The following is a 23,727-nucleotide window of genomic DNA, read 5'->3' on the forward strand; positions in this document are numbered from 1 at the left end:
CCGTATCGGAGTGATCCTCCCGGTACGGGGGCACACCCCTGTTGACGCGTGTGTGCGAGACAATGGGCGCATGGAGATGCCGACGAATGAACGGTCGCAGGAGCCCCCCATCCTTGTCGTGGGACAGGACGGGACGGCACTCGGCGGCGGCGCGGGCGACCACGAGCCGCGTGAGATCCCGGTGACGGAGATGGTCGAGCAGCCCGCGAAGGTGATGCGCATCGGCAGCATGATCAAGCAGTTGCTGGAGGAGGTCAGGGCGGCTCCTCTGGACGAGGCGAGCCGGGTCCGGCTCAAGGAGATCCACGCCGGCTCGGTCAAGGAGCTGGAGGACGGGCTCGCCCCGGAGCTGGTGGACGAGCTGGAGCGGCTCTCGCTGCCGTTCACCGATGAGGCGGTGCCCTCCGAGGCGGAGCTGCGGATCGCCCAGGCCCAGCTGGTGGGCTGGCTGGAGGGCCTGTTCCACGGCATCCAGACGACGCTGTTCGCCCAGCAGATGGCCGCACGGGCGCAGTTGGAGCAGATGCGCCGCGCGCTGCCGCCGGGCTCGCACCACGACGACGACAACCCGCACCAGGGGGCGATCCGCTCGGGCCCGTATCTGTAGCCCTCTCCTCAGTCCTTCTTCAGTCCTCGGGCTTCGGCCCGTCGTACCGGGCCCGGCGGGTCGGGTACGACGGGTCCGGCGGGCTCGGCGGGTCCGGCGGGTCCGGTACGGCGGGTCGTCCGGGCGGACGGGCCTGTCCAGGCTCGCCGGCTGGTTCAGGCGGGCGGGTCGTTCAGGCGGGCGGGTCGTTCACCAGCAGCACCTTGCCGATGTGCGCCCCGGACTCCAGCAGCCGGTGGGCCTCCGCCGCCTCCTTGAGCGGCAGGCTCCGGTCCACCACCGGCCGTACCCGGCCGTTCTCGATCAGCGGCCAGACGTGTTCCCGCACCGCCGCCACGATCGCGGCCTTCTCCCCCAGCGGACGGCCGCGCAGCGAGGTCGCGGTGATCGCGGCACGCTTGGCGAGCAGCGCCCCGAGGTTCAGCTCGCCCTTGACCCCGCCCTGGAGTCCGATCACGGCGAGCCGCCCGTTGACCGCGAGGGCACGGACGTTCCGGTCCAGATACGCGGCGCCCATGATGTCGAGGACGACATCCGCCCCGGCGCCGTCCGTCGCCGCCCGCAGCTCCGCCACGAAGTCCTGTTCGCGGTAGTCGATCAGGATGTCCGCGCCCAGCTCGGCACAGCGCGCCAGCTTCTGAGGCCCTCCGGCGGTGACCGCGACCCGGGCGCCGACGGCCTTCGCGAGCTGGACGGCCATGGTGCCGATCCCGCTGGCGCCGCCGTGGATCAGGACCGTCTCGCCCGGCCGCAAGTGCGCGATCATGAAGACGTTGGACCAGACCGTCGCGGTCACCTCGGGCAGCGCGGCCGCCGTGACCAGGTCGACGCCCGCCGGTACGGGGAGCAGTTGCCCGGTCGGCACCGTGACCCGCTGCGCGTAGCCGCCGCCGGAGAGCAGCGCGCACACCTCGTCGCCGACGGCCCAGCCGGACACCCCGGGGCCGAGGGCGGCGATCCGGCCGGAGCACTCCAGACCCGGGTAGGGCGAGGCGCCGGGCGGCGGATCGTAGAAGCCCTGCCGCTGGAGCAGATCCGCGCGGTTGACCGCGCTCGCCGCCACCTCGACGAGGACTTCTCCCTCGCCGGGCACCGGGTCGGGGACCTCGGCCCAGACCAGTGCCCCGGGACCACCGGGTTCGGGAATCGTGATCGCATGCATGGCCGCGAGGCTACTCCCCGGGCGGCGTCGGTCCGGGTCAGGCCCGAGGGTGTGACGTCCGGGTCGGGCCCGGGGGTCCGGCGTTCGGATCCGCTCCTGCTCAGCGGCGGTCGCCGGGGGCCGCGTCCTCCGCCCGGACGATCGTGATCACGCGGTCGGTCAGCTGGAGCGGGCTCGCCGTGGGATCGTCGTACCCGATCATCCGGTGGCCGCGCAGCACGCTCACCACCAGGTCGTCCGTCTCCCGGACGTTCTTCCCCACCTCGGCCTTTATCACCGGACGTTCCACCAGATCGAGTCCGCTGCCCTGCTGGATCAGATCCTCCATCACGGCGCCCGCGCTGGGGCTGAGCACGGAGAGGCCCATCAGCCGCCCCGCCGCGCTGGCGCTGGTGATGACGGCGTCCGCGCCGGACTGCCGCAGCAGGGGGGCGTTCTCCTCCTCCCGCACGGAGGCGACGATCTTCGCTTCCTTGTTGAGCTGGCGTGCCGTCAGGGCGACGAGGACGGCCGTGTCGTCGCGCTGGGTCGCGATGATGATCTGCCCGGCGCGCTGCACCTCGGCCTTGAGCAGGACATCGCTGCGGGTGGCGTCCCCGACGACGCCGTTGTAGCCCTCCGCGACCGCCGACTCCACCACCTTGCCGCTGGGGTCCACGATCACGATCCGGTCCTTGCTCAGACCCGTCGCGGTCAGTGTCTGGATCGCGGACCGGCCCTTCGTACCAAATCCGACGATCACGGTGTGCCCGCGCACAAAGCCTCCAGTGGTCCTCTGTCATCGACCCGGGGCGCGTACACCGCCACCACGGGGGAACGACGCTACCGCCAACACGGCGGACGAGACCGCGTTCCGGCTCCGGATCGGCGACGATGGTTCCTTCAGATCGACCGGGCGGCCCAGGGGCAGAGGAGACATTCCGATGAGGAACGAGAAGCAACCGCCGCCGAAGGCAGGCAGGTTCTCGATCCTGCGCTCCATCTGGTACAACTCGCGCCGGGAGGCCGAGGACGAGGCCGAGGCGGGACGCGCCATCACCATGCCCGCCCAGGCCGCCGTGCCGCCGCTCCAGCAGGTGCTGCGGCGGCTGGCCATGGCGATGCTGGTGCTCGCGGTCACCACCCTGCTGGTGTGGCTGGACCGCGCGGGCTACAACGACAACGCCGACGGCAAGGTGGACCTCCTCGACGCGGCGTACTACACCACCGTCACCCTCTCCACCACCGGCTACGGCGACATCGCCCCGGTCAGCGACGCGGCCCGGCTGACCAACATCTTCGTCATCACCCCGCTGCGCGTGCTCTTCCTGATCATCCTGGTCGGCACCACCCTCGAAGTGCTCACCGAGCGCACCCGCCAGCAGGTCCGGGTCCATCGCTGGCGCAACCGGATGGCCGACCATGTGATCGTCGTCGGCTACGGCACCAAGGGCCGCCACGCGATCGAGACCCTGCGGGGGCAGGGGGTGCCCCTGGAGAAGATCGTCGTGGTCGATCCGCAGCAGAAGGCGGTCGACGCGGCCGGAGCGGACGGCCTGGTCGCGGTCCTCGGGGACGCCACCCGTTCCCGGACCCTGCTCAAGGCCGAGATCCAGCGGGCGGCCCGGGTGATAATCGCGCCCCAGCGCGACGACACCGCGACCCTGGTCACGCTCACCGCACGGCAGCTGAACAAGCGGGCCGCCATCGTGGTGGCCGTCCGGGAGGACGAGAACGTACCGCTGATCAAGCAGAGCGGGGCGGACACGGTCGTCACCAGCTCCAGCTCCGCCGGACGGCTGCTCGGGGTCTCGATGGCGAGCCCGCATGTGGCCGACACCCTGGAGGATCTGATGACCCGGGGCAGCGGGCTGAATCTGATCGAACGGCCCGTCGCCAAGGGCGAGGTGGGCCGTTCGCCCCGGGAGTGCGCGGATCTGGTGGTGGCGGTGGTGCGGCGGAAGAAGATGCTGGACTACACCGATCCGCAGTCCGCGCAGCTCCAGTTCGGGGACCGGCTGATCACCATCAGCCGGGAGGAGAAGACCCCCTGACGGAGCCGTTCGCGTCGGCCCGGGCGTGTTTCACGTGAAACACGCCCGGGCCGACGGCGGCCTCCACGCGCCATGGTCAGCCTGGCGTGGTCCAGGGGAACCGCAGCACTTCCACCTCGTCCCCCGGCCGGGCGCCTCCCGGGGGCACGACCGCCAGCCCTTCGGCGGCGGCGATCCCCCGCAGCATGGCCGGGCCGTGGTAGCGCAGCGGCAGCAGCCGTCCCTCGCGGTGCACGCAGGGCACGAGCCGGGTGTCACGCGGGTGGCCCGGGACCTCCTCGTCCACCGGCGCCCGGTGCGGTACGGGAGGAGCGAGCCCCAGCAGGCCCCTCAGCAGCGGCTCGGCGAGGGTGAGCAGCCCGGCGACGGCGGCGAGGGGGTTTCCCGGCAGCCCGACGAGATGGCGTACGGGGGTCCCGGTCCCGGCGGGGCTGCCGAGGGGGGCGCCCAGGCGGGCCAGCAGCATGGGGTGACCGGGCCGTACCCCGACGGAGTCGACCAGGGGTTCGGCGCCCTCCGCCCGCAGCACGGGGTGGACGTGGTCGACCGGGCCCGAGGCGGTGCCACCCGTGGTGACCAGGAGGTCGGCGGTCGACGCGGCGACGGCCCGGCGCAGCGCCCCGGCGTCGTCACCGATCCACCGGACGGCGGCCACCTCGGCGCCCAGCGCCTCCAGCCAGGGCACGAGCATCGGCCCCAGCGCATCGCGGATCAGGCCGTCGTACGGCAGGCCGGTGGCCAGCAGCTCGTCCCCGAGGACCAGCACCTCCACGCCCGGCCGGGGGACGACGCCCAGCTCGTCGTAACCGGCGGCGGCGGCGAGCCCCAGCACCGCCGGGTTCACCACCCGGGCGGCGGGCAGCAGCCGGTCCCCGGTGCGGCACTCCTGTCCCCGGGGGCGGACGTCCTGGCCGTGGGGGAGGCCACGGTCGGCGGCGAGCAGGCCCGGCCGCTCACCGGTCCGGGCGTGCTCGCTGCGGAGCACGGCGGTGGCCTCCGGCGGGATCCGCGCCCCGGTCGCGATCCGTACGGCCGTACCGTCCTCCAGCGGGGCCACGGCGCCGCGCCCGGCGAGGACCGATCCGTCCCGGACGGTCCAGGGGCCGGGTCCGGCGACGGCCCAGCCGTCCATGGCGGAGGTGTCGAAGGACGGCAGATCGCAGAGTGCCACCAGGGGCTCGGCCAGCACCCGGCCGAGCGCGGCGGCCAGCGGCACCCGCTCGGTGCGCGGCCGTGCGTCCTGCCCGGCGGCGGCCGCGATCTCCCGGGCACCGGCCCAGTCCACCGGCCCGACGGGTCCGCCACCGTCACCGCCGCCTTCGGTACGGGGGGTTTCCGCGCCCTGCTCCGGCGCCAGGAGGGCGAGCGCGTCCTCGACCCCCTCGGCGGCGTCCGAGTCCTGTCCACGGCCCCCGGCGGACGGGGCGCCCGCGCCCGTGGCACCGGCGCTCACCAGGACCGCCGCATCGGCGACGCCTTCCACGCCGACTCCGCCCGCGGCCCCGGCCCGCTCGGGCTTCAACAGGGCGAGCGCGTCCTCCACCCCGTCCACGCTGTCCCCGCCGACCGGGGGAAGGACGGGGGAGGTGACGGATTCGGCGACCAGGTGTCCCTCGTCGAGCAGCAACGCGAGCGCGTCGTCCATGCCGTCCACGTCGTCCATGTCGTTCACGGGGCCCCCGTCCGGGTGGAGAGGGCTCGGGGCGGCCCCGGGCGGACTCCCCCCGGGCCGGGACACGGGGGCCGCGTCGAGAAACGCCAGGGCATCCTCGACACCGTCGCCGTCCGCCCCCGCCGCCCCGGCCGTGGCGGCCGCCACCCGGGGCCTCTCACCCAGGAGTCCGGTGACACGGACCGCACCGCCGCCAGGGCCCTGCCCGGCGCTCCCACGCCCCGGGGCCGCCGCACGCGAACCACCGGCACTCCGCCCGGCGGATCCTGGCGCGGGGGACACCGGTCGTACGGCGGCATCGGGAAAGAGGGCTGAAGGTGGTTCGGAGTCGATGACACCGGCCCAGCTTGCGGCCGGGTCCTGGGCGCAGGACGCCGTACGCGACGGGCCGGAAGTGGTTTCGGCGCGCTCCCCGGCGGCGGCCGGGAGGCCGTCGGGGACACCGGTCCGCAGAGCCTCCGGGGCCCGGTCCGAGCCGGTGGCGCCGGACCGGCCGACGGCACGCGCGGAGCTGCGGGAGCCGTCGGGGTCGCGTCGGAGCAGGGCCGCGGGCGCGGCGTCGGGCGCTGGCTCCGGGGAAGTTGTGCCCTGGCCGGTGGGACCGGCGGGTGGGAGCGGCGGGTCCGCCGGGGCCGTGGGCGGGGCTTCCGGTACGCGGCGGGTGAAGCGGCCCCGGTGGTCGCGGGGGGTCATCCCGCACCTCCCGGTGCAGCCGGGCCGGTCTCCTCCGACCAGCGGCGGGCGAGGGCGGCCGCCTTGCGGGCGGCCTCGGCGACGGCTTCCGGGCCGCCGCCCGCAGCCGCGTACCCGACCAGAAAGGTCGTCAGCGGCGCGGCGGGCCGGGCCACTCCGTGGGCGGCGTCCCGGGCGAGGTCCAGCAGCAGATCGGTGTCGACGTCCAGATCGATGCCGAGTTCGTCCCTGACCGAGGTGATCCATTCCTCCAGCACGGCCCCATGCTCCCTGATCCGGGCCCGGGCGGCGGCGATGTCCTCCCAGGTGTCGCAGTCGAAGGCCGCCGACGGTGTCCCGGCGGGCACCCGGACCAGCTCCAGCTGTTCGGGCAGCAGCCGCAGGGGCAGACCGGCGAGGGTCCCGTACTCGGCCGCGAGCAGCGCCAGCTCACGCCGGACCGGTTCGGTGCGGTAGACCGCCACCAGCGGCTGTTCGCGGCCTTCGGTGTCGACGAGGAGCGCGGCCTCGCGTCCGCTCGTGTCCAGGGCGTCGAGCAGTCGCTCCAGCGTCGTGGGGGTCAGGAACGGCAGGTCGGCGGAGACCACGACCACACGCGCCGAGTCCGCGTCCAGCCGGCGCAGCCCCGCGTCGAGCGCGGCGAGCGGGCCGCCCCCGGGAGGCTGCTCGCGGGTCCAGACGACGGGCCGGGCGGTCGCCCTGCGGTCGCCGACGACGACCGTGGTGGCGGCGGACCGGCAGGCGGAGAGGACCCGGTCGAGCAGGGCCCGCCCACCCACGCTCAGCCCCGGCTTGTCGGCCCCGCCCAGCCGGCGGGCGGCCCCTCCGGCGAGGACGACGGCGTCGTGGGCGAGGTCCGGGTGGGCGGGGGCGCCGGCCGGCGGCGGGGTCTGGGTCATGTCGGCAGTATGCGCGGCGCGTCCACCCGGGAGTACCGTCCCGGGGCGGCCGGTGGCCAGGGACTTTCGCCTGGGCTGGGCCGGGTCGGGGAGGGGACCTGGCACCGAGGCTCCCCGGGCCCGCCAGGGCCAGGACGATGGACCGCGACGCGGCGGACGGGAGCGCCCGCACCATTCACCGCCGACGAAACGCCGTCGGAGACCCCACCCGGGCGGTCGACAGCCAGGGGCTTTCGTCCAGACCGGGCCGGGTCGGGAGCGCGGGCCGGGCACCAGGATCTCCCCGGGCCCACCGGGCCGAGAGAGTGGGGGTCTCCCCAGGCCCGCCAAGGCCAAGACGACGGACCGCGACGCGGCGGACGGGAGCGCCCGCACCATTCACCGCCGACGAAACGCCGTCGGAGACCGCACCCCCGGCGACCGACGGCCAGGGACTCTCGTCCGGACCGGACCGGGGAGCGGTGTCCGGCACCAAGGTCTCCCCAGGCCCACCGGCGCCCGAGGCGGCGGGTTCTCCGCAGGCCCTCCAGCCGTCGAGGGGGGTGGAGGGAGACCCCGCCCCCAGCGGACGGGGGGTGGGGTCTCCCCAGGCCCGCCAGGGCCGAGGGGACGTATCGCGCGGAGGACAGGAGCGCCCCCCGGCCGCCCCGCCCAGGGGACCGGCGGCGGCCGACGACAACGCGGCCTGGGGCCCCGGGCCGCGAAGCCCGGGGGAAGCGGCACGAGCCGGCGGGCAGGCCGCACAGACTCCCTACAGACTGCGAAGCAGAATCGCGGGCTGTTCCACGCAGTCCGCCACATACCGCAGGAAGCCTCCCGCCGTGCCGCCGTCGCAGACCCGGTGGTCGAAGGTGAGCGAGAGCTGGACGACCTGGCGGACGGCCAGCTCGCCCTGGTGCACCCAGGGCTTGGGCACGATCCGGCCGACGCCGAGCATGGCCGCTTCGGGGTGGTTGATGATCGGCGTGGAGCCGTCGACACCGAAGACGCCGTAGTTGTTCAGCGTGAACGTGCCGCCGGTCAGCTCGGCGGGCGAGAGCCGGCCTTCGCGGGCGGCCTCGGTGAGCCGGGCGAACTCCCCGGTCAGGGACTCGGCCGAGCGGCGGTGCGCGTCCTTGACGACGGGGACGACCAGGCCGCGTCCGGTCTGCGCGGCGAATCCGATGTGGACGTCGCGAAGGCGGACGATCTCCCTGGCGGCGGTGTCCACCGTGGCGTTCAGCTCGGGGTGGCGGGCGAGCGCCGCCACGCAGATCCGGGCGAGCAGGGCGATGAGCGAGATCTTCGGCCCGCCGGCGGCGTTCATCGCGGCCCGGGCCGCGAGCAGTTCCGTGGCGTCGGCGTCCACCCAGCAGGTGGCGTCGGGGATCTCGGACCGGCTGCGGGACAGCTTGTCGGCCATGGTCCCGCGCACCCCGCGCAGCGGGATCCGCTCGGCGGCGGGCGCGGCCGGCACCGGGGCGGCCGTGGGCGTCGGCACGGCGGGCGGACGCGGCGCGGGCCCGGGCACGGCGGCGGGCGCAGGAGCCGCGGGCGCGGCCGGGGCGGCGGCTCCGGCGGCGCGCATCGCGTACTCGACGTCCGCCCGGAGGATCAGCCCGTCGGGGCCCGAACCGGAGAGCTGCCGCAGGTCGAGCCCGTACTCACGGGCCAGCCTGCGCACCAGCGGCGAGATGACGGGCACGGGCCCGCTCTGCTCCGTGTCGTCGGCGATATCGGCGGCGACACGAGCCTCGGCGGCCCCGGCGGGCTCATCGGCCGGGGCGACCCGGGCCGCCGGGGCGGACGCCGTGGGACGGACCCGGCGCCTGCGGGCCGCGGGCGCTCCCGTGCCGTAGCCGACGAGCACATTGCCCGACGACTCGGCGGCCGTCCCCGGTGTCCCGGCAGCAGGGGCGGACGGCATCCCCCCGGAACTCCCGTTCCCCGTCGTCGTCCCGGTGGCCGCCGCGCCCACGGCGACGGTCAGCAGCGGCGCCCCGACCGGCAGCTCCGTGCCCTCTTCGCCGAAGCGCGCGGTCACCACGCCCCCGTACGGGCACGGGACCTCCACCATCGCCTTGGCGGTCTCCACCTCGACCACCGGCTGATCCACCTCCACGACATCGCCCACCGCCACCAGCCAGCGCACGATCTCCGCCTCGGTCAGTCCCTCCCCGAGGTCCGGCAGTCTGAACTCCAGCACCTGTGCCATTCAGCTCTCCGCCTCCCACTGCAATCGCGCCACCGCGTCCAGCACCCGGTCCACTCCTGGCAGATGGTGCCGCTCCAGCATGGGCGGCGGATAGGGGATATCGAAACCGGCCACCCGCAGCACCGGTGCCTCCAGGTGGTGGAAGCACCGCTCGGTGACCCGGGCCGCTATCTCGCCGCCGGGTCCGCCGAAGCCACTGGACTCGTGCACGACGACCGCGCGGCCGGTGCGCCGCACCGACGCGCAGACCGTCTCGTCGTCGAAGGGGACCAGCGAGCGCAGGTCCACGACCTCCAGGTCCCAGCCCTCGGCCACGGCCGCCTCGGCCGCCTCCAGACAGACGGGGACCGAGGGACCGTAGGTGATCAGCGACGCGCTGCGCCCGGGGCGGCGGACGGCGGCCCGCCCGATCGGCCCGACCGCCGCCGGGGTGTCGGGCGACCAGGCGGCCTTGGACCAGTACAGCCGCTTGGGCTCCAGGAACACCACCGGATCGTCGCTGGCGATCGCGGCCCTGAGCAGGCCGTACGCGTCCTCGACGGTCGCGGGGGTGACGACGTGCAGGCCCGGGGTCGCCAGGTAGTACGCCTCGGAGGAGTCGCTGTGGTGCTCGACGCCGCCGATGCCGCCGCCGTAGGGCACCCGCACGGTGATGGGCAGCGGCAGGGCGCCCCTGGTGCGGTTGCGCATCCGGGAGACATGGCTGATCAGCTGCTCGAACGCCGGATAGGCGAAGGCGTCGAACTGCATCTCCACGACCGGCCGCAGCCCGTACATCGCCATGCCGACGGCCGTGCCGAGGATGCCCGCCTCGGCGAGCGGGGTGTCGGTGCACCGGTCGTCGCCGAACTCCCGCGCGAGCCCGTCCGTGACCCGGAAGACCCCGCCGAGGGTGCCGACGTCCTCGCCGAGGACGTGCACGGTCGGGTCCTCGGCCATCGCGTCCCGCATCGCGCGCTGGAGCGCCTGGGCCATGGTGGCCGGTTTCACGGCGGCCGCAGGGGCCGTCGTGGTCGTCACCGAAGTCATCGGGTCTCCCCTTCCCCGGCCGCCGACTCGGCCGCCAGCTCGGCCCGCAGAAGCTCGGCCTGCTCGCGCAGCTGGCCGGTCCGCTCCGCGTAGACATGGGCGAACAGGTCCATCGGATCGAGCACCGGATCGGCGTTCATCCGCTCGCGCAGATCGGCCGCCATCGCCTCGGCGGCGTCCGAAGCGGCCGCGCGGGCCGCCCCGTCCAGCAGGCCCCGGCCGGTCAGCTCCCGCTCGACCAGGGCGATCGGGTCGTGCGCCCGCCAGACCTCGACCTCGGGCTCCTCCCGGTAGCGGGTGGCGTCGTCGGCGTTGGTGTGGGCCTCCATCCGGTAGGTGACGGCCTCCACCAGCGTCGGCCCGCCGCCGTGCCGGGCCCGGGCCACGGCCTCGGAGAGCACCTGGAGCACGGCCGGGGCGTCGTTCCCGTCGACCAGGCGGCCGGGCATGCCGTACCCCACCGCCTTGTGGGCGAGGGAGGGGGCGGCGGTCTGCTTGGCCAGCGGCACGGAGATCGCGAAGCCGTTGTTCTGGACGAGGAAGACGACGGGGGCACGCCAGACGGCGGCGAAGTTCAGCGCCTCGTGGAAATCGCCCTCGCTGGTGCCGCCGTCGCCGACCAGGGCGAGCGCCACCACCTCGTCCCCGCGCAGCCGGGCCGCGTGCGCCAGGCCGACGGCGTGCGGCAGCTGGGTGGCGAGCGGCGTGGACAGGGGGGCGACGCGGTGCTCCCGGGGGTCGTAGCCGGTGTGCCAGTCGCCCCGCAGCAGCCCCAGCACCTGGACCGGGTCCAGGCCGCGGGTGACGGCGGCGAGCGTGTCGCGGTAGCTCGGGAAGAGCCAGTCCCGCTCCTCCAGGGCGAGCGCGGCGGCGACCTGGCACGCCTCCTGTCCGGTGCTCGACGGGTAGACGGCGAGCCGGCCCTGCTTGGTGAGCGCGGTGGCCTGGGTGTTGAATCTGCGCCCCCGCACGAGGTGGGCGTGGAGCTTCAGCAGCAGACCGGGATCGACCCGGCCCGCCGCCTCCGTACCGAGTATCCGGAACGGCTCCGGGTCCGGGAGCAGGGGCGCGGGGTCGGTGCGGGGCTTCCACTCCGGGGCCGGGGTGGGCCGGTGGGCGACGGCTCTCAAAGCGAGCACCTCCTCGTGGGAGCTGGCGGTGGGGCGGCCGGAATGTGGCGTGCCTCACCTACCGATTGTTCGGTCGTGGACGCATTTTGGCTACAGCCGCCCTCAGCCTGTGGACAAACGGTTCTCCACAGCCTGTGATGGACACAGGTCGTCCATGCCGGGGAGGCGGGGGGATATGTGTCCTGAACAAATGGCCGAGATCGAGGGCCGGGCCGAACCGGTTCCGCCGCCGCGCCCCCTGGACGCGATCGACCGGGACATCCTGGGCATCCTGGAATCCGAGGGCCGCGCCTCCATCCGGGCCGTGGCCGACCGGGTCCATGTCTCGCGGGCCAACGCCTACTCCCGGATCAACCGGCTCGTCGACGACGGGGTCATCCGGGGCTTCGGCGCCCGGATCAACCACGAACGCGCAGGTCAGGGCACCTCCGCCTATATCACTCTCAAGATCGTGCAGAACTCCTGGCGCACGGTCCGGGAGCAGCTGCGGGCCCTGCCGGGAGCCGCGCACATAGCGCTGGTCAGCGGCGATTTCGATGTGCTGCTGCTCGTGCACACACCGGACAACCGCACCCTGCGGGAGCTGGTGCTGACCAGGCTCCAGTCCATGCCCGACGTGCTGTCCACCCGCACCCTGCTGGTCTTCGAGGAGACCGATCTGCCGGCCGTCTCCGCGCCCCCGGCCACCGCGGCCCCGGCGCCGGAGGACGGCGAACCGGAGCAGCCCCGCTGAGCGGTGCCGGAGGGGTCAGCGGTGCGCGGGCCCGGGATCCGTCCGCAGCCCGTCGAAGGCGAGGCGGACCACCGTCTCCGCGACCAGGGCCTCCTCCTGGCCGTCGCCGGCGTGCGGCCGGTACCACTCCACCAGCGAGTTCACCATGCCGAAGAGCAGCCGGGTCGCCAGCCGGATGTCCACGTCGGCGCGCAGCTCCCCGTCCGCCGCGGCGGCCTTCAGCAGATCGGCGGCCCGCTGGTCGAACTCCCGGCGGCGCTCCATCGCCCACCGCTCGGTGGCGGTGTTGCCGCGCACCCGCAGCAGCAGCGTCACATAGGGCAGCTCCGCCATCAGCACCTCGACGGTCCGCCGGGTGACGTACTCCGTCCGCTCGATGGCGCGGCCTTCCACCGCACCGGGCTCCTGGAGCACCGCGAACAGCGCGTCGATGGCCCGGGTGACGGCCCGCCGCAGCAGTTCCTCCTTGCCGGAGACATGGTGGTAGATCGAGGACTTGGAGATCCCCGCCGCCTGGGACAGGTGCTCCATGGAGGTGCCGTCGTAGCCGCGCTCGTTGAAGACGCGCACGGCGACGGTCAGCAGGGTCTCCGGTGTGTAGGTGTCCCGCTTCGCCGTGGTCATGAATCCACTCCCTCTTCCGCTGCGTCCGCTCCCCCGACCCCGTCGTCGGCCGTGCCGTCCCCATCGTCCTCGCCGTCCCCATCGTCCTCGCCGCCCCCGCCGGCCGCGCCGTCCCCGAGCCGCATCGACGTGCCGGCGACGGCACCCCTGGGAGTGATCCTCCCGGATGGGTTATCCACAGGCTTGACAGACCCCCTTGTCCCGACCGATCGTTCGGTTACTCTAACTCTGTGCGTCCGTCCCCGCCCAGTTCGACGAGGAGTTGGTCCGTCATGCAACTGACCGAGACACGGCTGATCGAGCGCCACCGGCCGACGCTCGATCAGGCCCTTGAGGCGATCCGCAGCAGGGCGTACTGGTCCCCGCACCCCGAGCACCCCAAGGCGTACGGCGAGAGCGCCCCCGCCGAGGGGCTCGCCGCCTTCGAGGCCCTGCGCGGCACCCGCTTCGACCTGGACCAGCCCGGCACCGACGGCTGGACGGGCCAGGAGGTCTCGCCCTACGGACCGGAGCTGGGCATCGAGTATCCCCACGCGGATCCGGATGTGCTGCTGCCGGCGATGCGGGCCGGCCTGGCCGCCTGGCGCGAGGCGGGCCCCGAGCGGCGGGCGCTGGTCTGTCTGGAGATCCTGTCCCGGATCAGCGCCCGCACCCACGAGTTCGCGCACGCGGTGATGCACACCAGCGGGCAGGCGTTCATGATGGCGTTCCAGGCGGGCGGGCCGCACGCCCAGGACCGGGGTCTGGAGGCCGTGGCGTACGCGTTCGCGGAGCAGACCCGCGTCCCCTCCACCGCCGACTGGTCCAAGCCCCAGGGCAAGCGCCCGCCGCTGGAGCTGCGCAAGAGCTTCACCACCGCCGGGCGCGGGATCGCCCTGATGATCGGCTGCAACACCTTCCCCACGTGGAACGGATATCCCGGCCTCTTCGCCTCGCTGGCCACCGGCAACGCGGTCCTGGTCAAGCCGCACCCGCGCGCGGTGCTGCCGCTGGCGCTCACCGTGCGCGTCGCCCGCGAGGTGCTGGCCGAGGCCGGCTTCGCCCCCGATCTGGTCGCCCTGGCCGTCGAGCGGCCCGGCGAGGGCATCGCCAAGACGCTCGCGGTCCGCCCCGAGATCAGGATCATCGACTACACGGGCTCCACGGCCTTCGGCGACTGGCTGGAGACCAACGCCCGTCAGGCGCAGGTCTACACGGAGAAGGCCGGCGTCAACACGGTCGTCGTGGACTCCACCGACGACTACCAGGGCATGCTCTCCAACCTGGCCTTCTCGCTCTCCCTCTACAGCGGCCAGATGTGCACCACCCCGCAGAATCTGCTGATCCCCCGGGACGGCATCGCCACGGACGCGGGCCACAAGTCGTACGACGACGTCGTGGGCGATCTCGCGGCCTCGGTGGGCGGGCTGCTCGGCGACGACGCCCGGGCCAACGCACTGCTGGGCGCCCTGGTCAATCCCGAGGTGAAGAGCCGCCTCGACGGCGCGGCCGGCCTCGGCGAGGTGGCACTGCCCACCCGGAAGATCACCAACCCGGACTTCCCCGACGCCGTGGTCCGCACCCCGGTCATCGTCAAGCTGGACGGCGCCAAGCCGGAGGCGGAGTCGGTGTATCTCTCCGAGTGCTTCGGCCCGGTGTCGTTCGCCGTCGCCGTGGACTCGACCGCCGCCGCCGTGGAGCTGCTGCGGCGCACCATCCGGGACCAGGGGGTGATGACGGTCGGCGCGTACACCACGTCGCCGGAGACGGAGCGGGCCGTCGAGGACGTCTGCCTGGAGGAGTCGGCGCAGCTCTCGCTGAACCTGACCGGCGGGGTCTATGTGAACCAGACGGCCGCGTTCTCGGACTTCCACGGCTCCGGCGGCAACCCCGCGGCGAACGCGGCCCTGTGCGACGCCGCCTTCGTCGCCAACCGGTTCCGCGTGGTGGAGGTCCGCCGCCAGGCGTGAGCTCTCAGACGGCGGACGCCCCCGGCCCGTCCGGGGGCGCCCCCGGGCCGCCCCAGTGGAAGAGGGCCATGGCCACGCTGGTGGCCAGGTTGTAGCTGGAGACCTGGGGCCGCATCGGCAGCGACAGCAGCCGGGTGGCCCGGGCCCGCAGCTCCGCGGAGACCCCGTGCCGCTCGGAGCCGAACACCAGCAGGGCCTCGTCGGGCAGGGGCACGGAGCGGATGTCGTCCCCCTCCGGGTCGAGCACGTACAGCGGCCCCGGGGGGAGCCCGTCCGACGGCAGCCGCTCCACCGCCGTGGCGTAGTGGAGGCCCGCCCCCGCCCGTACGGCATTGCCGTGCCAGGGGTCGAGATCGCCGGTGGTGACCACCCCGGTGGCACCGAAACCGGCCGCGAGCCGGACCACCGCGCCGACGTTGCCCAGGTTGCGCGGATTGTCGAGGACGACGATGGGCGAGCGGCGGGGCAGCGCGGTCAGCCGGTCGAGCCGCTCCTGCCGCGAGGGCCGCACGGCGAGCGCGGCGACCTTGGTGGGGTGCACCCGGGGCACCAGCTCCCGCAGGACCTCGGGCGCCACCTCGACCACGAGGGCGGCGATCCGCTCCCGGACATCGGGGGCCAGGCCGTCGGCGAGCGCGAGCACGGCCGCCCGGTCACTGGTGATCGCGCACCGCACCTCCGCCTGGAAGCGGAGTGCGTGCTTCAAGGCGTGGAAGCCGTCGAGCAGCACCGCGTCCGGTGCGGTCTCCCGCCACTGCTGTGCCGCTGCGGCGGCGCCGTTCTCGCTCATCGGATCAGGCTAAGGGGCGGTGGTGGCCCGGCTTCCGCTTCCTGGCTCGCCGCCGCTCTCACCGCACGTCTGCCCAGGGGCTTCGTCAAGGTCGGGGTCCCGGGGCCGGGGCGGCCGGACCCCGGGACCGGGTCCGGGGCGGTACCGGCGGTTCCAGCGGCTCCGCAGACGGGCCGGCCGGGCACCGAGCCAGAGCAGGAAGGCCGTGGGCAGGAAGACCGCGTCGGCGGCGATCATGGCGAGCGAGAAGAAGGGCAGCCCGAGCACCACGGCGATCGCCGCGTGCTCCGCGATCATCACCACCAGCAGGACGTTCTTGATCCGCCGGTTGAAGAGCGTGAACGGGAACGCCACCTGGACGGCGACGGTCGCGTACGAGATCACCAGCACCATCAGCGCGTTCGACGCCAGCAGGTCGGAGAGGAACGGCCATGGGGTGAAGTAGTCCAACTTGAGCGGGTAGTAGAGCGCGGTGCCGTCCTGCCAGCGGGAGCCCTGGATCTTGTACCAGCCGGCCGTCGCGTAGATCAGACAGACCTCGGCCATGATCACGAACAGGGCCGCGTTGTGGAGGACGTTGGCGAGCGTGTCCAGCAGCAGCCGGGGCTGACCGTACGGCGCGTACCGCAGCAGCAGCCACCACAGCGCGAGCCCGGCCCACACGGTCCAGAGCAGCACCAGCACCGCGACGCCGGAGCGGTTCAGTAACGTCCCGGCGACCAGCACCACGCCCAGGACCGCCCAGAGCACCGGCCCGACCCGGTCCGGGGGCGTCCTCCCGTACTCCCCCAGGGCTCCCCGGGCCCGCTCCCGCGCCGCACGCCGGGCATCCAGCGACCAGACCTGGCCGCATCTGGTCGCCACCAGGTAGATCGCGACCAGATGGATGACGTTGTCGCCGCCGTCGCCCATGAAGATGGAACGGTTCTGGAGCGAGAGCACACCGGCCATGAACAGCGCCGCCATGGTCCGGGTCCGCCAGCCCACCGCCAGCAGCGCGCCGGAGAGCAGCGCGAGGACGTACACCGCCTCGAACCAGAGGCCGCGGTCCGTCCACATCAACGCGGTGAAGGCGTCGTTGCCGGCGATGAGCCGGTCGCCCAGCTCCCAGCTCCACGGGCCGTCGGGCCCGTACAGCTCATGCCGGTGGGGCAGCTCGCGCAGGAGGAACAGGGTCCAGACACCGGCGAAACCGATCCGGACGACGGCGGCCTGGTACGGGCCGAGGGCACTCGCGGTGACCTTCTGGAGCGCCAGGGCCGCCCGGTCGGCGAACGAAGTCCTCATCCCGTCGCCCCCGTGCCGGGCGGCAGGTCGTCCTCGGTCACGTTCCACCACGGCAGCACCCGGTGCACCGGCCGCGTGTCGGTCTTCTCACCGCTCCACGGCGGCGCCTCGACCACGGTGGTCACCGACCGGAACTGGATCCGCTCCACCGTGCCCGCCGTGCCCGCCGGCTCGTGCCGGTCCAGGCGGAGCAGCGCGATCCGGCGGAGATACCGCTCGGCGAGCGTGCCGCGCGGCCCGGTGGCCCGGTTCTTGTCGTCGTGCGAGGACACATAGAAGTCCCAGGCCCGGCGCAGCTCGTTCTGATGGACATGGCTGGGCAGCGGATTGCCCCGGATCTCCCGGGCGTCCCCGGCGGTCAGCCCGATCCAGCCGGTGGCCGCCCTGGCCCCGTCCCGGGCCCGGAACTCGGCCCGGACCTCGACGGCGACGTTCTGCTGAAGAGGGTTCGGGGCGAACAGCTTCCAGTTCTGCTCGAACTCCGGATAGATCCACGCGTCGATCGCCTTGCCGTACTGCTTGGTGGCGGTGTTCGGCGGCGCGACATGGAGGAAGACCATGGTGAGGTGGACGGCGGCGAGGGCGGCGACGAGGGTGAGCGCGAGGGCGGCGGTGATCCGGTACGGGGGCGAGAGCGCGAAGATGCCGGTGGAGGGGGGGTGTCCGCCGTGGGCCGGCGGGTGGCCTGGGGGGCCCTGGCGGGCCTCGGGCCAGGGAATCGGGGCCCCGTCGGCGCGCCTGTCCTCGTACGAGCCCATCCCGCCCCGATCCGTTCGCCCCGTCCCGGTTGTCCACAGGGTTGCCACCCTAAGGCTTCCCCACCGGGTCTCCCGGCGCCCACACCTGCACGAGACCGGCCTCGCGCTGTCCGACCCGCGCCGGTACGTGTGCGTGGCGCTCGTCCGGGGCCTGCGGTGGCCCGCCCGTGTCGGTACGGGGGCCCGCACCCTTCTCCCCCCCGGCTCGGGGTACCGGTCATCCGGGCATGCTGCGTGGGTGGGGGGTGCAGGGTCGCCCCCGCAGGGGATCGGCGGGAAGTCCGGCGTGCGTTGACCGTAGGCCTTCGGTCCGCCGACCCCGAGGAGGTGAGCCCGGAGGCCACCACCAACCCGCACCACACCCGGTCCCGGAACCACCCGAACAAAACCAGCCTCGCCGGCGTTGACCCGAGCAAAATCCAGCCTCGCCGGCGTTTGAGGCGCGGGGGTTTCGGGGGCTGGCCCCCGACGACGACCCGAGCAAAACCAGCCCGTCCGGCGCTTGAGGACGGACCAGGACCCTGCCCCGCCGCACAGGCGAACGTCCCGCAGTGTGCGGGCCCGTGTCGGGGACCAGTCCCCGAACCCCTGCGCCTCAATCGCCGGCGGGGCTGGTTTTTGCTCGGGTCGACGGCGAGGCGGGATTTGTGCGGGTCGACCCGGCCCGGGTAGTGGTGCGGGTTGGCGGGGCCTCCGGGCTCACCTCCTCGGGGTCGGCGAGCGTACTCACCAGGTCCCGTGCGGGTGGGTCTCCGCCGATCCCCTGCGGGGGCGACCCTGCACCCCCGCCCACGGACCAGCCGGAGGGTGGCCGGTACCCCCGGCGGGGGGAGAAGGGTGCGGGACCCCGTACCGACACGGGCGGGCAGGGTCGGGCCCCGGACGAGCGCACCGCACCCGCACCGACGCGGGCCACGCAGCGCGAGGTCACCCTCGTACAGGGGCGGCACCCCGTACCAACGCGGCCCGGACAGCGCGCGGCCCCCCTCGCGTGGGGACGGGTGCTCGGGTGTGGTCAATCGGCCGCCCGAGGCCTATCCTGACGGATCGTCAGATCACGGCCCGGGGTCCGCACCCCGACCACCCCACGGAAAGGACCCACCGTGGACTTCCGCTTCAGCGAGGAGCAGCAGGGCGCCATCGACACCGCCACCGCCGTCTTCGCGGACATCGCACCGGACCGCGTGCCCAGCCCCGCGCTCGTCCGGGGCGCGGTCGCCGGGGAGTTCGACCGGCCGCTCTGGGCCCGGCTGGCCCGGAGTGATCTGCTGGGGCTGGTGGTGGCGCCGGAGCACGGGGGTTCCGGGCTCGATCCGATCGCGCTCTGTCTGGTGCTGCGTGAGTCGGCACGGGTGCTGGCGCGGGTCCCGCTGCTGGAGACGGGCGCCGTCGCCCTGGCCGTGGAGCGGTACGCCGACGAGGGAACCGCAGCCCGGCTGCTGCCCCGGGTCGCCCGGGGCGAGCTGGTGCTGACCGTCGGGGCGCAGGGCCGGACCGGTCATGAGGCGGCGGAGACGGGCTGCACGGCCCGCCGGGACGGCGACGGGTGGGTGTTCGACGGTGTGCAGACCGCTGTTCCGTGGGCACACTCGGCCGATCTGATCGCCGTGCCCGCCCGGGACGGCGAAGGGCGGGCGGTCGTGGCGCTGGTGCCGCCGGGCCGGGAGGGCGTCCACCTCGCCGAGCAGGTGTCCACCAGCGGGGAACGGCTGGCGGAGGTGCGGCTCGACGCGGTCCGGGCCCGGCGCGGTGAGGTGATCGACACCGAGGGGGCCTGGGAGTGGCTGCACCAGCTGCTGATCACGGGGACGTGTGCGCTGGCGCTCGGCCTGGGTGAGCGGGTCCTCGCCATGACCGGCGAGTACACCGGCAAGCGGGAGCAGTTCGGCTTCCCGGTGGCGACGTTCCAGGCGGTCGCGATGCAGACGGCCGACCGCTACATCGATCTGCGCGCCATGGCGGCGACCCTGTGGCAGGCGGCCTGGCGCCTGACCCCCGCGCCGGGGAGCGCCGGGGTCGGCGGCCCGCTTCCGGTGGCCGCCGATGTGGCCGTGGCGAAGATCTGGGCGTCGGACGGGGTGCGCCGGGTGGTGCAGACCGCCCAGCATCTCCACGGCGGTTTCGGCGCCGACACCGACTATCCGTTGCACCGGTATCACGCGTGGGCGAAGCATCTGGAGCTGTCCCTCGGCCCGGCCGCCGCCCATGAGGAGGCCCTGGGCGATCTGCTGGCCGCGCACCCGCTCGACTGATCGCCGCAGGGCTTCACGGCCCGTCGCCCCAGGGGCCAGGGGCGTCAGATGACGGTGGCGGGGCCGCCGTTGTCGGTGACCATCGGGCGCCCGGCGGCGTCCCAGGCGAGCATGCCGCCGTCGATGTTCACCGCGTCGATGCCCTGCTGCACCAGGTACTGCGTCACCTGCGCGGACCGGCCGCCGACCCGGCACATCACATAGGCCCGGCGGCCGTCGGCGACCGCCTCGGTCACCTCGCCGTAGCGGGCCACGAAGTCGCTCATGGGGACGTGCAGGGCGCCCTCGGCGTGCCCCGCCTCCCATTCGTCGTTCTCCCGGACGTCGAGGATCAGACCGTCGGCGGGGACCGCCGCGATCTCCACCGAGGGGAGCGGGGCGAAATTCATGGCGGCTGCCTTTCTGATCGGGACGCGCGGCCGGGCACGCCCGGTCCGTCCGGGCAGCCCCGGAAAACCTACTCCAGGAGCCGGGACAGTTCGTCCTCCCGTTCGGCGACCTGGGCGAGCAGCTGCTCGGCGATCTCCTCCAGCAGCCGGTCCGGGTCGTCGGGCGCCAGCTTGAGCATCGCCCCGATCGCGCTCTCCTCCAGCTCGCGGGCGGCGGCGGCCAGCAGCTCCTTGCGGTGGGCCAGCCACTCCAGCCGCGCGTACAGCTCCTCGCTCTCGCTCCAGGGCTCCGGCTCGGGCACGGGCCCGGCGTCCCATTCGTCCGCGAGCACCCGCAGGGCGTCGGTGTCGCCGAGGGCGTAGGCGCCGTTGACCCGGGTGATGAACTCCTCGCGCCGGATCCGCTCCCCCTCCTCCCGCGCCAGATCGGGATGGGCCCGGCGGGCCAGCTCCCGGTAGAGCTTGCGGGCCTCGTCGCCGGGCCGGACCCGCTGGGGCGCCCGTACGGACCGGCCCTCCAGCATCGCGGCGGCCTCGGGGTAGAGCCCGTCGGAGTCCATCCAGCCGTGGAACAGCTCGTCGACCCCCGGCATCGGCATCACCAGCGAGCGGGCCTCGCGCGCCTTGCGCAGATCCTCGGGATCCCCGCTGCGGGCGGCCTTCGCCTCCGCGATCCGCGCGTCCAGCTCGTCCAGCCGCGCGTACATCGGGCCCAGCTTCTGGTGGTGCAGCCGGGAGAAGTTCTCCACTTCCACCCGGAAGGTCTCCAGCGCGATCTCGAACTCGATCAACGCCTGCTCGGCCGCGCCGACCGCCCGGTGCAACCGGTCCTCGGGCCGGTCACCGACAGCCTTCGCCGGCTCCTCGCCGGCATCGGCCGCGAGCCGGTCGCCGGACTGGTCGTCGGGCCGGTCGCCGGGCTGGTCCGGGCGGTCCGTGGTGTGCGGCCGCGCCTGCTGGTCTTCGTCGTTCCGGGGCGTCGGCCCACTGGGCGCATCCTGGGTCACCCGACCAGCCTACGGGCGCGGCGCGCCCCGTCGTCACACCCCCGGCTCGGCCGCTATCCGCCCCGCCGCCACCGCCCGCAGCAGCTCGGCGTGGTCCGCCTCCGTACGGTCCGCGTACCGCACGGCGAACCGGGCCAGGGCCTCGTCCAGCTCCTCGCTCCTGCCGCAGTACCCCGCGAGCAGCCGCGGATCGGCGCTGTGCGCGTGCGCCCGCGCGAGCAGTGCCCCGGTCATCCGGCCGTAGTCGTCCAGCTGGTCCGGGCTGAGCGCCGCCGGGTCCACGCTGCCCTTGCGGTTGCGGAACTGCCGCACCTGGAAGGGGCGGCCCCCCACCGTCGTCCAGCCGAGCAGGCTGTCGCTGACCACCTGCATCCGCTTCTGCCCGAGCACCACCCGGCGCCCTTCGTGCCCGGCCGGCGGAACGGGGAAGCCGGCCGCCGGGAGGTGCGGCAGCAGTGCGGAGGCCCGCGCCTCCTTCACCTGGAGCACCAGCGGCTCGCCCCGGTGGTCGAGCAGGAGCACCACGTACGACCGGGTGCCGACGCTGCCCGTGCCGACCACCCGGAAGGCCACGTCGTGGATCTCGTACCGCGCGAGCAGCGGCAGCCGGTCCTGCGACACCGTGCCCAGGTACTCCGCCAGCGCGGAGGCGACGGCCGCGGCCTCCGCGTCGGGCACCCGGCGCAGCACCGGCGGCGCGTCCACGAACCGGCGCCCCCCAGCCTCCGAACCAGGGCCGCCGGGGTACGGCTCGGTCGACCGGGCGGCGAATCTCGCGCTCGTGTTGTTGCGCGCCTTCTCCGCGACCCGCTCCAGCGTGCCCTGGAGATCGCGGGCGTCCGCGTAGGAGACCAGCTCCTCGTCCGCGATGGCGTTCCACGCGTCCAGCGCGGGCATCTTCGCCAGCAGCCGCATGGTCCTGCGGTACGCCCCCATGGCGTCGAAAGCCGCGCCGGCGCACACGGATTCCTCCGCGCCCGCCTGCCGGCCCGCGAGCACCAGCGAGGCCGCGAGCCGCTTGACGTCCCACTCCCAGGGGCCGACGACGGTCTCGTCGAAGTCGTTGAGGTCGATCACCAGGCGGCCCCTGGCGTCCCCGTACAGACCGAAGTTGGCGGCGTGCGCGTCGCCGCAGATCTGGGCGGTCACCCCGGTGACCGGCGTGCCGGCCAGGTCATGGGCCATCAGCCCGGCGGAGCCGCGCAGAAAGGCGAAGGGGGAGGCGGCCATCCGGCCCACCCGTATCGGCGTCAGCCCGGGGACCCGGCCCCGGCTGGACTCCTCGACGGCCTCGACGGCTCCCGGCCGCCCCGCCACCGGCACCAGCGCGTCGTGCGACAACCTCGGCACCCGCTCCCGCAGGGCCTTCCCCAGCTGCTTCGGCGACAGCGCACTCCCGCCGCCCGCCCGCCGGGCGAACCCCGGCACCGCCGGAATGCGCACCGCCGGAACTCCGGCTCCGGCTCCCCGCGCACCCCGCGTGGACAGCGCCACCGTCTCGGCCTCGCTCGTCATCGACGGCCTCCCCCCTCGTCGTACCCGGTCGCCTCGACCGTTCGTTCGAGCAGACCGTACCCCCGCCGCGCCACCGTCGTCTCCCCCTGTGGAAAACCCTCCCCAGGGACCGCGCGACCACGGATTCGGCCTGGGAGCGGAAGAAGAAACAGGACAGGAGAAGGACAGGAGAAGGAAGGGACAAGCAGGGCTGGAGGGGGATGGAGGGGGATAGAAGGGGACGGGCAGGGACAGGCATCGGACGGGCAGCCGTCAGGCTGGTTCCAGCCCCGCGTCCCGCGCCAGCAGCGCCGCCTGCACCCGGTTCTCGCACTCCAGCTTCGCCAGGATCCGGCTCACATACGTCTTCACCGTGGCCTCGCTCATGTGCAGCCGCTTCCCCGCGTCCGCGTTCGACAGCCCCTCGCCCAGCAGCGCGAGGACGTCCCGCTCCCGCGCGCTCAGCTGGGCCACCCGGGCGCGCGCCCGCTCGTTGCGGGAGGCCGCGTGCCCCGTGGCGAGCTGGTCGACCACGTGCCGGGTCGCCGCGGGCGAGAGATACGCGTCCCCGGCGGCGGCCGCCCGCACCGCCGCGATCAGCTCGGCCGGCGCGGTGTCCTTCAGCAGGAACCCGGCGCCGCCCGCCTCCAGCGCCCGCAGCACGTTGTCGCGCTCGCCGAAGGTGGTGAGGATGACGACCCGGGCCGATGGCACCGCCCTGCGCAGCTCCCCCATCGCCGTGAGCCCGTCCATCACCGGCATCTGGATGTCCAGCAGCACCACATCCGCCCCATGGGCGCGGACCAGGTCGATCGCCTCGCGCCCGTTGGACGCCTCGGCGACGACCTCGATCTCCCGGTCCGAGGTGAGGATCATCCGAATACCGGCTCTGATCAGCGGCTCGTCATCGGCGATGACAACCCGGATCGGCGCCCCCGTCATAGTCACCCTCACTTCAACCCGTGCCCGCCGGCCGGCGGCACGCACTCACCACTCGCCACTCATACGAAGCCGAAACCGCAGCC

The 23,727-nt window shown here is 74.1% G+C and carries 19 protein-coding genes and 1 pseudogene; 5 read left to right on the forward strand and 15 right to left on the reverse strand.

Annotated features, from left to right (window positions below):
• Positions 1–70 precede the first annotated feature (70 nt).
• Positions 71–607, forward strand: a complete 537-nt coding sequence (locus SYYSPA8_RS20455; RefSeq protein WP_323448679.1) for a bacterial proteasome activator family protein — start codon at positions 71–73, stop codon at positions 605–607.
• 172 nt (positions 608–779) lie between these two features.
• On the opposite strand, the gene SYYSPA8_RS20460 is transcribed toward SYYSPA8_RS20455, so the two are convergent.
• Both SYYSPA8_RS20460 and SYYSPA8_RS20465 read right to left on the reverse strand, forming a co-directional pair.
• Positions 780–1,769 carry an NAD(P)H-quinone oxidoreductase gene (locus tag SYYSPA8_RS20460; RefSeq protein ID WP_323448680.1) on the reverse strand — a complete coding sequence of 330 codons (990 nt, stop codon included), beginning with the start codon at positions 1,767–1,769 and terminating at the stop codon, positions 780–782.
• A 100-nt stretch (positions 1,770–1,869) separates the two neighbouring features.
• Positions 1,870–2,526, reverse strand: a pseudogene (locus tag SYYSPA8_RS20465) (potassium channel family protein); the annotation flags it as partial.
• Positions 2,527–2,692: 166 nt separating this feature from the next.
• Between SYYSPA8_RS20465 and SYYSPA8_RS20470 the strand changes: the two are divergent.
• Positions 2,693–3,802 (forward strand): potassium channel family protein, encoded by a 1,110-nt coding sequence (locus tag SYYSPA8_RS20470; RefSeq protein ID WP_323448681.1) that lies wholly within the window; start codon positions 2,693–2,695, stop codon positions 3,800–3,802.
• 76 nt (positions 3,803–3,878) lie between these two features.
• On the opposite strand, the gene SYYSPA8_RS20475 is transcribed toward SYYSPA8_RS20470, so the two are convergent.
• The 5 genes from SYYSPA8_RS20475 to pdhA form a co-directional block, all read right to left on the reverse strand.
• Positions 3,879–5,474: a molybdopterin molybdotransferase MoeA gene (locus tag SYYSPA8_RS20475; RefSeq protein ID WP_407706040.1), complete on the reverse strand. Its 1,596-nt coding sequence runs from the start codon at positions 5,472–5,474 to the stop codon at positions 3,879–3,881.
• 689 nt (positions 5,475–6,163) lie between these two features.
• Positions 6,164–7,066: an NTP transferase domain-containing protein gene (locus tag SYYSPA8_RS20480; RefSeq protein WP_323448682.1), complete on the reverse strand. Its 903-nt coding sequence runs from the start codon at positions 7,064–7,066 to the stop codon at positions 6,164–6,166.
• A 751-nt stretch (positions 7,067–7,817) separates the two neighbouring features.
• On the reverse strand, positions 7,818–9,260 hold the full coding sequence (locus SYYSPA8_RS20485; protein ID WP_323448683.1) for a dihydrolipoamide acetyltransferase family protein: 1,443 nt from the start codon (positions 9,258–9,260) through the stop codon (positions 7,818–7,820).
• Entirely contained in the window at positions 9,261–10,289 is a 1,029-nt protein-coding gene (locus SYYSPA8_RS20490) for an alpha-ketoacid dehydrogenase subunit beta (protein ID WP_323448684.1), read from the reverse strand.
• Positions 10,286–11,428 (reverse strand): pyruvate dehydrogenase (acetyl-transferring) E1 component subunit alpha, encoded by a 1,143-nt coding sequence (gene pdhA / locus SYYSPA8_RS20495; protein ID WP_323448685.1) that lies wholly within the window; start codon positions 11,426–11,428, stop codon positions 10,286–10,288. The genes SYYSPA8_RS20490 and pdhA overlap by 4 nt, the downstream gene beginning before the upstream one ends.
• A gap of 181 nt (positions 11,429–11,609) precedes the next feature.
• Between pdhA and SYYSPA8_RS20500 the strand changes: the two genes are divergently transcribed.
• Positions 11,610–12,152: an Lrp/AsnC family transcriptional regulator gene (locus SYYSPA8_RS20500; RefSeq protein ID WP_323448686.1), complete on the forward strand. Its 543-nt coding sequence runs from the start codon at positions 11,610–11,612 to the stop codon at positions 12,150–12,152.
• Between the two features lie 15 nt (positions 12,153–12,167).
• Here SYYSPA8_RS20500 and SYYSPA8_RS20505 read toward each other — a convergent pair whose 3' ends face one another.
• Positions 12,168–12,776, reverse strand: coding sequence for a TetR/AcrR family transcriptional regulator (locus SYYSPA8_RS20505; RefSeq protein ID WP_323448687.1), 609 nt, complete (start codon positions 12,774–12,776; stop codon positions 12,168–12,170).
• Between the two features lie 272 nt (positions 12,777–13,048).
• Between SYYSPA8_RS20505 and paaN the strand changes: the two genes are divergently transcribed.
• Positions 13,049–14,725 carry a phenylacetic acid degradation protein PaaN gene (gene paaN, locus SYYSPA8_RS20510; protein WP_323448688.1) on the forward strand — a complete coding sequence of 559 codons (1,677 nt, stop codon included), beginning with the start codon at positions 13,049–13,051 and terminating at the stop codon, positions 14,723–14,725.
• Between the two features lie 4 nt (positions 14,726–14,729).
• On the opposite strand, the gene SYYSPA8_RS20515 is transcribed toward paaN, so the two are convergent.
• The 3 genes from SYYSPA8_RS20515 to SYYSPA8_RS20525 are packed head-to-tail and all read right to left on the reverse strand — an operon-like array spanning position 14,730 to position 17,560.
• Positions 14,730–15,515 (reverse strand): TrmH family RNA methyltransferase, encoded by a 786-nt coding sequence (locus tag SYYSPA8_RS20515; protein ID WP_323448689.1) that lies wholly within the window; start codon positions 15,513–15,515, stop codon positions 14,730–14,732.
• Between the two features lie 9 nt (positions 15,516–15,524).
• Positions 15,525–16,802, reverse strand: coding sequence for an HTTM domain-containing protein (locus SYYSPA8_RS20520; RefSeq protein WP_323448690.1), 1,278 nt, complete (start codon positions 16,800–16,802; stop codon positions 15,525–15,527).
• Entirely contained in the window at positions 16,799–17,560 is a 762-nt protein-coding gene (locus SYYSPA8_RS20525; RefSeq protein WP_323448691.1) for a DUF5819 family protein, read from the reverse strand. The genes SYYSPA8_RS20520 and SYYSPA8_RS20525 overlap by 4 nt, the downstream gene beginning before the upstream one ends.
• 1,103 nt (positions 17,561–18,663) lie before the next feature.
• On the opposite strand from SYYSPA8_RS20525, the gene SYYSPA8_RS20530 reads away from it, so the two are divergent.
• Entirely contained in the window at positions 18,664–19,812 is a 1,149-nt protein-coding gene (locus tag SYYSPA8_RS20530) for an acyl-CoA dehydrogenase family protein (protein WP_323448692.1), read from the forward strand.
• A gap of 44 nt (positions 19,813–19,856) precedes the next feature.
• On the opposite strand, the gene SYYSPA8_RS20535 is transcribed toward SYYSPA8_RS20530, so the two are convergent.
• The 4 genes from SYYSPA8_RS20535 to SYYSPA8_RS20550 form a co-directional block, all read right to left on the reverse strand.
• Positions 19,857–20,201 carry a rhodanese-like domain-containing protein gene (locus SYYSPA8_RS20535; RefSeq protein ID WP_323448693.1) on the reverse strand — a complete coding sequence of 115 codons (345 nt, stop codon included), beginning with the start codon at positions 20,199–20,201 and terminating at the stop codon, positions 19,857–19,859.
• Between the two features lie 68 nt (positions 20,202–20,269).
• Positions 20,270–21,208 (reverse strand): hypothetical protein, encoded by a 939-nt coding sequence (locus SYYSPA8_RS20540; protein WP_323448694.1) that lies wholly within the window; start codon positions 21,206–21,208, stop codon positions 20,270–20,272.
• Positions 21,209–21,241: 33 nt separating this feature from the next.
• Complete coding sequence (locus SYYSPA8_RS20545; protein WP_323448695.1) at positions 21,242–22,723, reverse strand: DUF2252 domain-containing protein; 1,482 nt, start codon at positions 22,721–22,723, stop codon at positions 21,242–21,244.
• A gap of 252 nt (positions 22,724–22,975) precedes the next feature.
• The gene (locus SYYSPA8_RS20550) at positions 22,976–23,644 is read right to left on the reverse strand and encodes a response regulator transcription factor (protein ID WP_323448696.1); all 669 of its coding nucleotides are present in this window, start codon (positions 23,642–23,644) and stop codon (positions 22,976–22,978) included.
• Between the last annotated feature and the right edge of the window lie 83 nt (positions 23,645–23,727).

Origin of the sequence: Streptomyces yaizuensis (genome assembly GCF_034961445.1) — a bacterium.
GTDB lineage: Bacteria > Actinomycetota > Actinomycetes > Streptomycetales > Streptomycetaceae > Streptomyces > Streptomyces yaizuensis.

Bases quoted from the DNA above. Each gene is read 5' to 3' on its own strand.
- SYYSPA8_RS20485 (WP_323448683.1), bottom strand. From the start codon at position 9,260: ATGGCACAGGTGCTGGAGTTCAGACTGCCGGACCTCGGGGAGGGACTG.
- paaN (WP_323448688.1), top strand. From the start codon at position 13,049: ATGCAACTGACCGAGACACGGCTGATCGAGCGCCACCGGCCGACGCTC.
- SYYSPA8_RS20535 (WP_323448693.1), bottom strand. From the start codon at position 20,201: ATGAATTTCGCCCCGCTCCCCTCGGTGGAGATCGCGGCGGTCCCCGCC.
- SYYSPA8_RS20525 (WP_323448691.1), bottom strand. From the start codon at position 17,560: ATGGGCTCGTACGAGGACAGGCGCGCCGACGGGGCCCCGATTCCCTGG.
- SYYSPA8_RS20545 (WP_323448695.1), bottom strand. From the start codon at position 22,723: ATGACGAGCGAGGCCGAGACGGTGGCGCTGTCCACGCGGGGTGCGCGG.
- SYYSPA8_RS20505 (WP_323448687.1), bottom strand. From the start codon at position 12,776: ATGACCACGGCGAAGCGGGACACCTACACACCGGAGACCCTGCTGACC.
- SYYSPA8_RS20490 (WP_323448684.1), bottom strand. From the start codon at position 10,289: ATGACTTCGGTGACGACCACGACGGCCCCTGCGGCCGCCGTGAAACCG.
- SYYSPA8_RS20480 (WP_323448682.1), bottom strand. From the start codon at position 7,066: ATGACCCAGACCCCGCCGCCGGCCGGCGCCCCCGCCCACCCGGACCTC.
- SYYSPA8_RS20520 (WP_323448690.1), bottom strand. From the start codon at position 16,802: ATGAGGACTTCGTTCGCCGACCGGGCGGCCCTGGCGCTCCAGAAGGTC.
- SYYSPA8_RS20470 (WP_323448681.1), top strand. From the start codon at position 2,693: ATGAGGAACGAGAAGCAACCGCCGCCGAAGGCAGGCAGGTTCTCGATC.
- SYYSPA8_RS20455 (WP_323448679.1), top strand. From the start codon at position 71: ATGGAGATGCCGACGAATGAACGGTCGCAGGAGCCCCCCATCCTTGTC.
- SYYSPA8_RS20500 (WP_323448686.1), top strand. From the start codon at position 11,610: ATGGCCGAGATCGAGGGCCGGGCCGAACCGGTTCCGCCGCCGCGCCCC.
- SYYSPA8_RS20460 (WP_323448680.1), bottom strand. From the start codon at position 1,769: ATGCATGCGATCACGATTCCCGAACCCGGTGGTCCCGGGGCACTGGTC.
- SYYSPA8_RS20515 (WP_323448689.1), bottom strand. From the start codon at position 15,515: ATGAGCGAGAACGGCGCCGCCGCAGCGGCACAGCAGTGGCGGGAGACC.
- SYYSPA8_RS20550 (WP_323448696.1), bottom strand. From the start codon at position 23,644: ATGACGGGGGCGCCGATCCGGGTTGTCATCGCCGATGACGAGCCGCTG.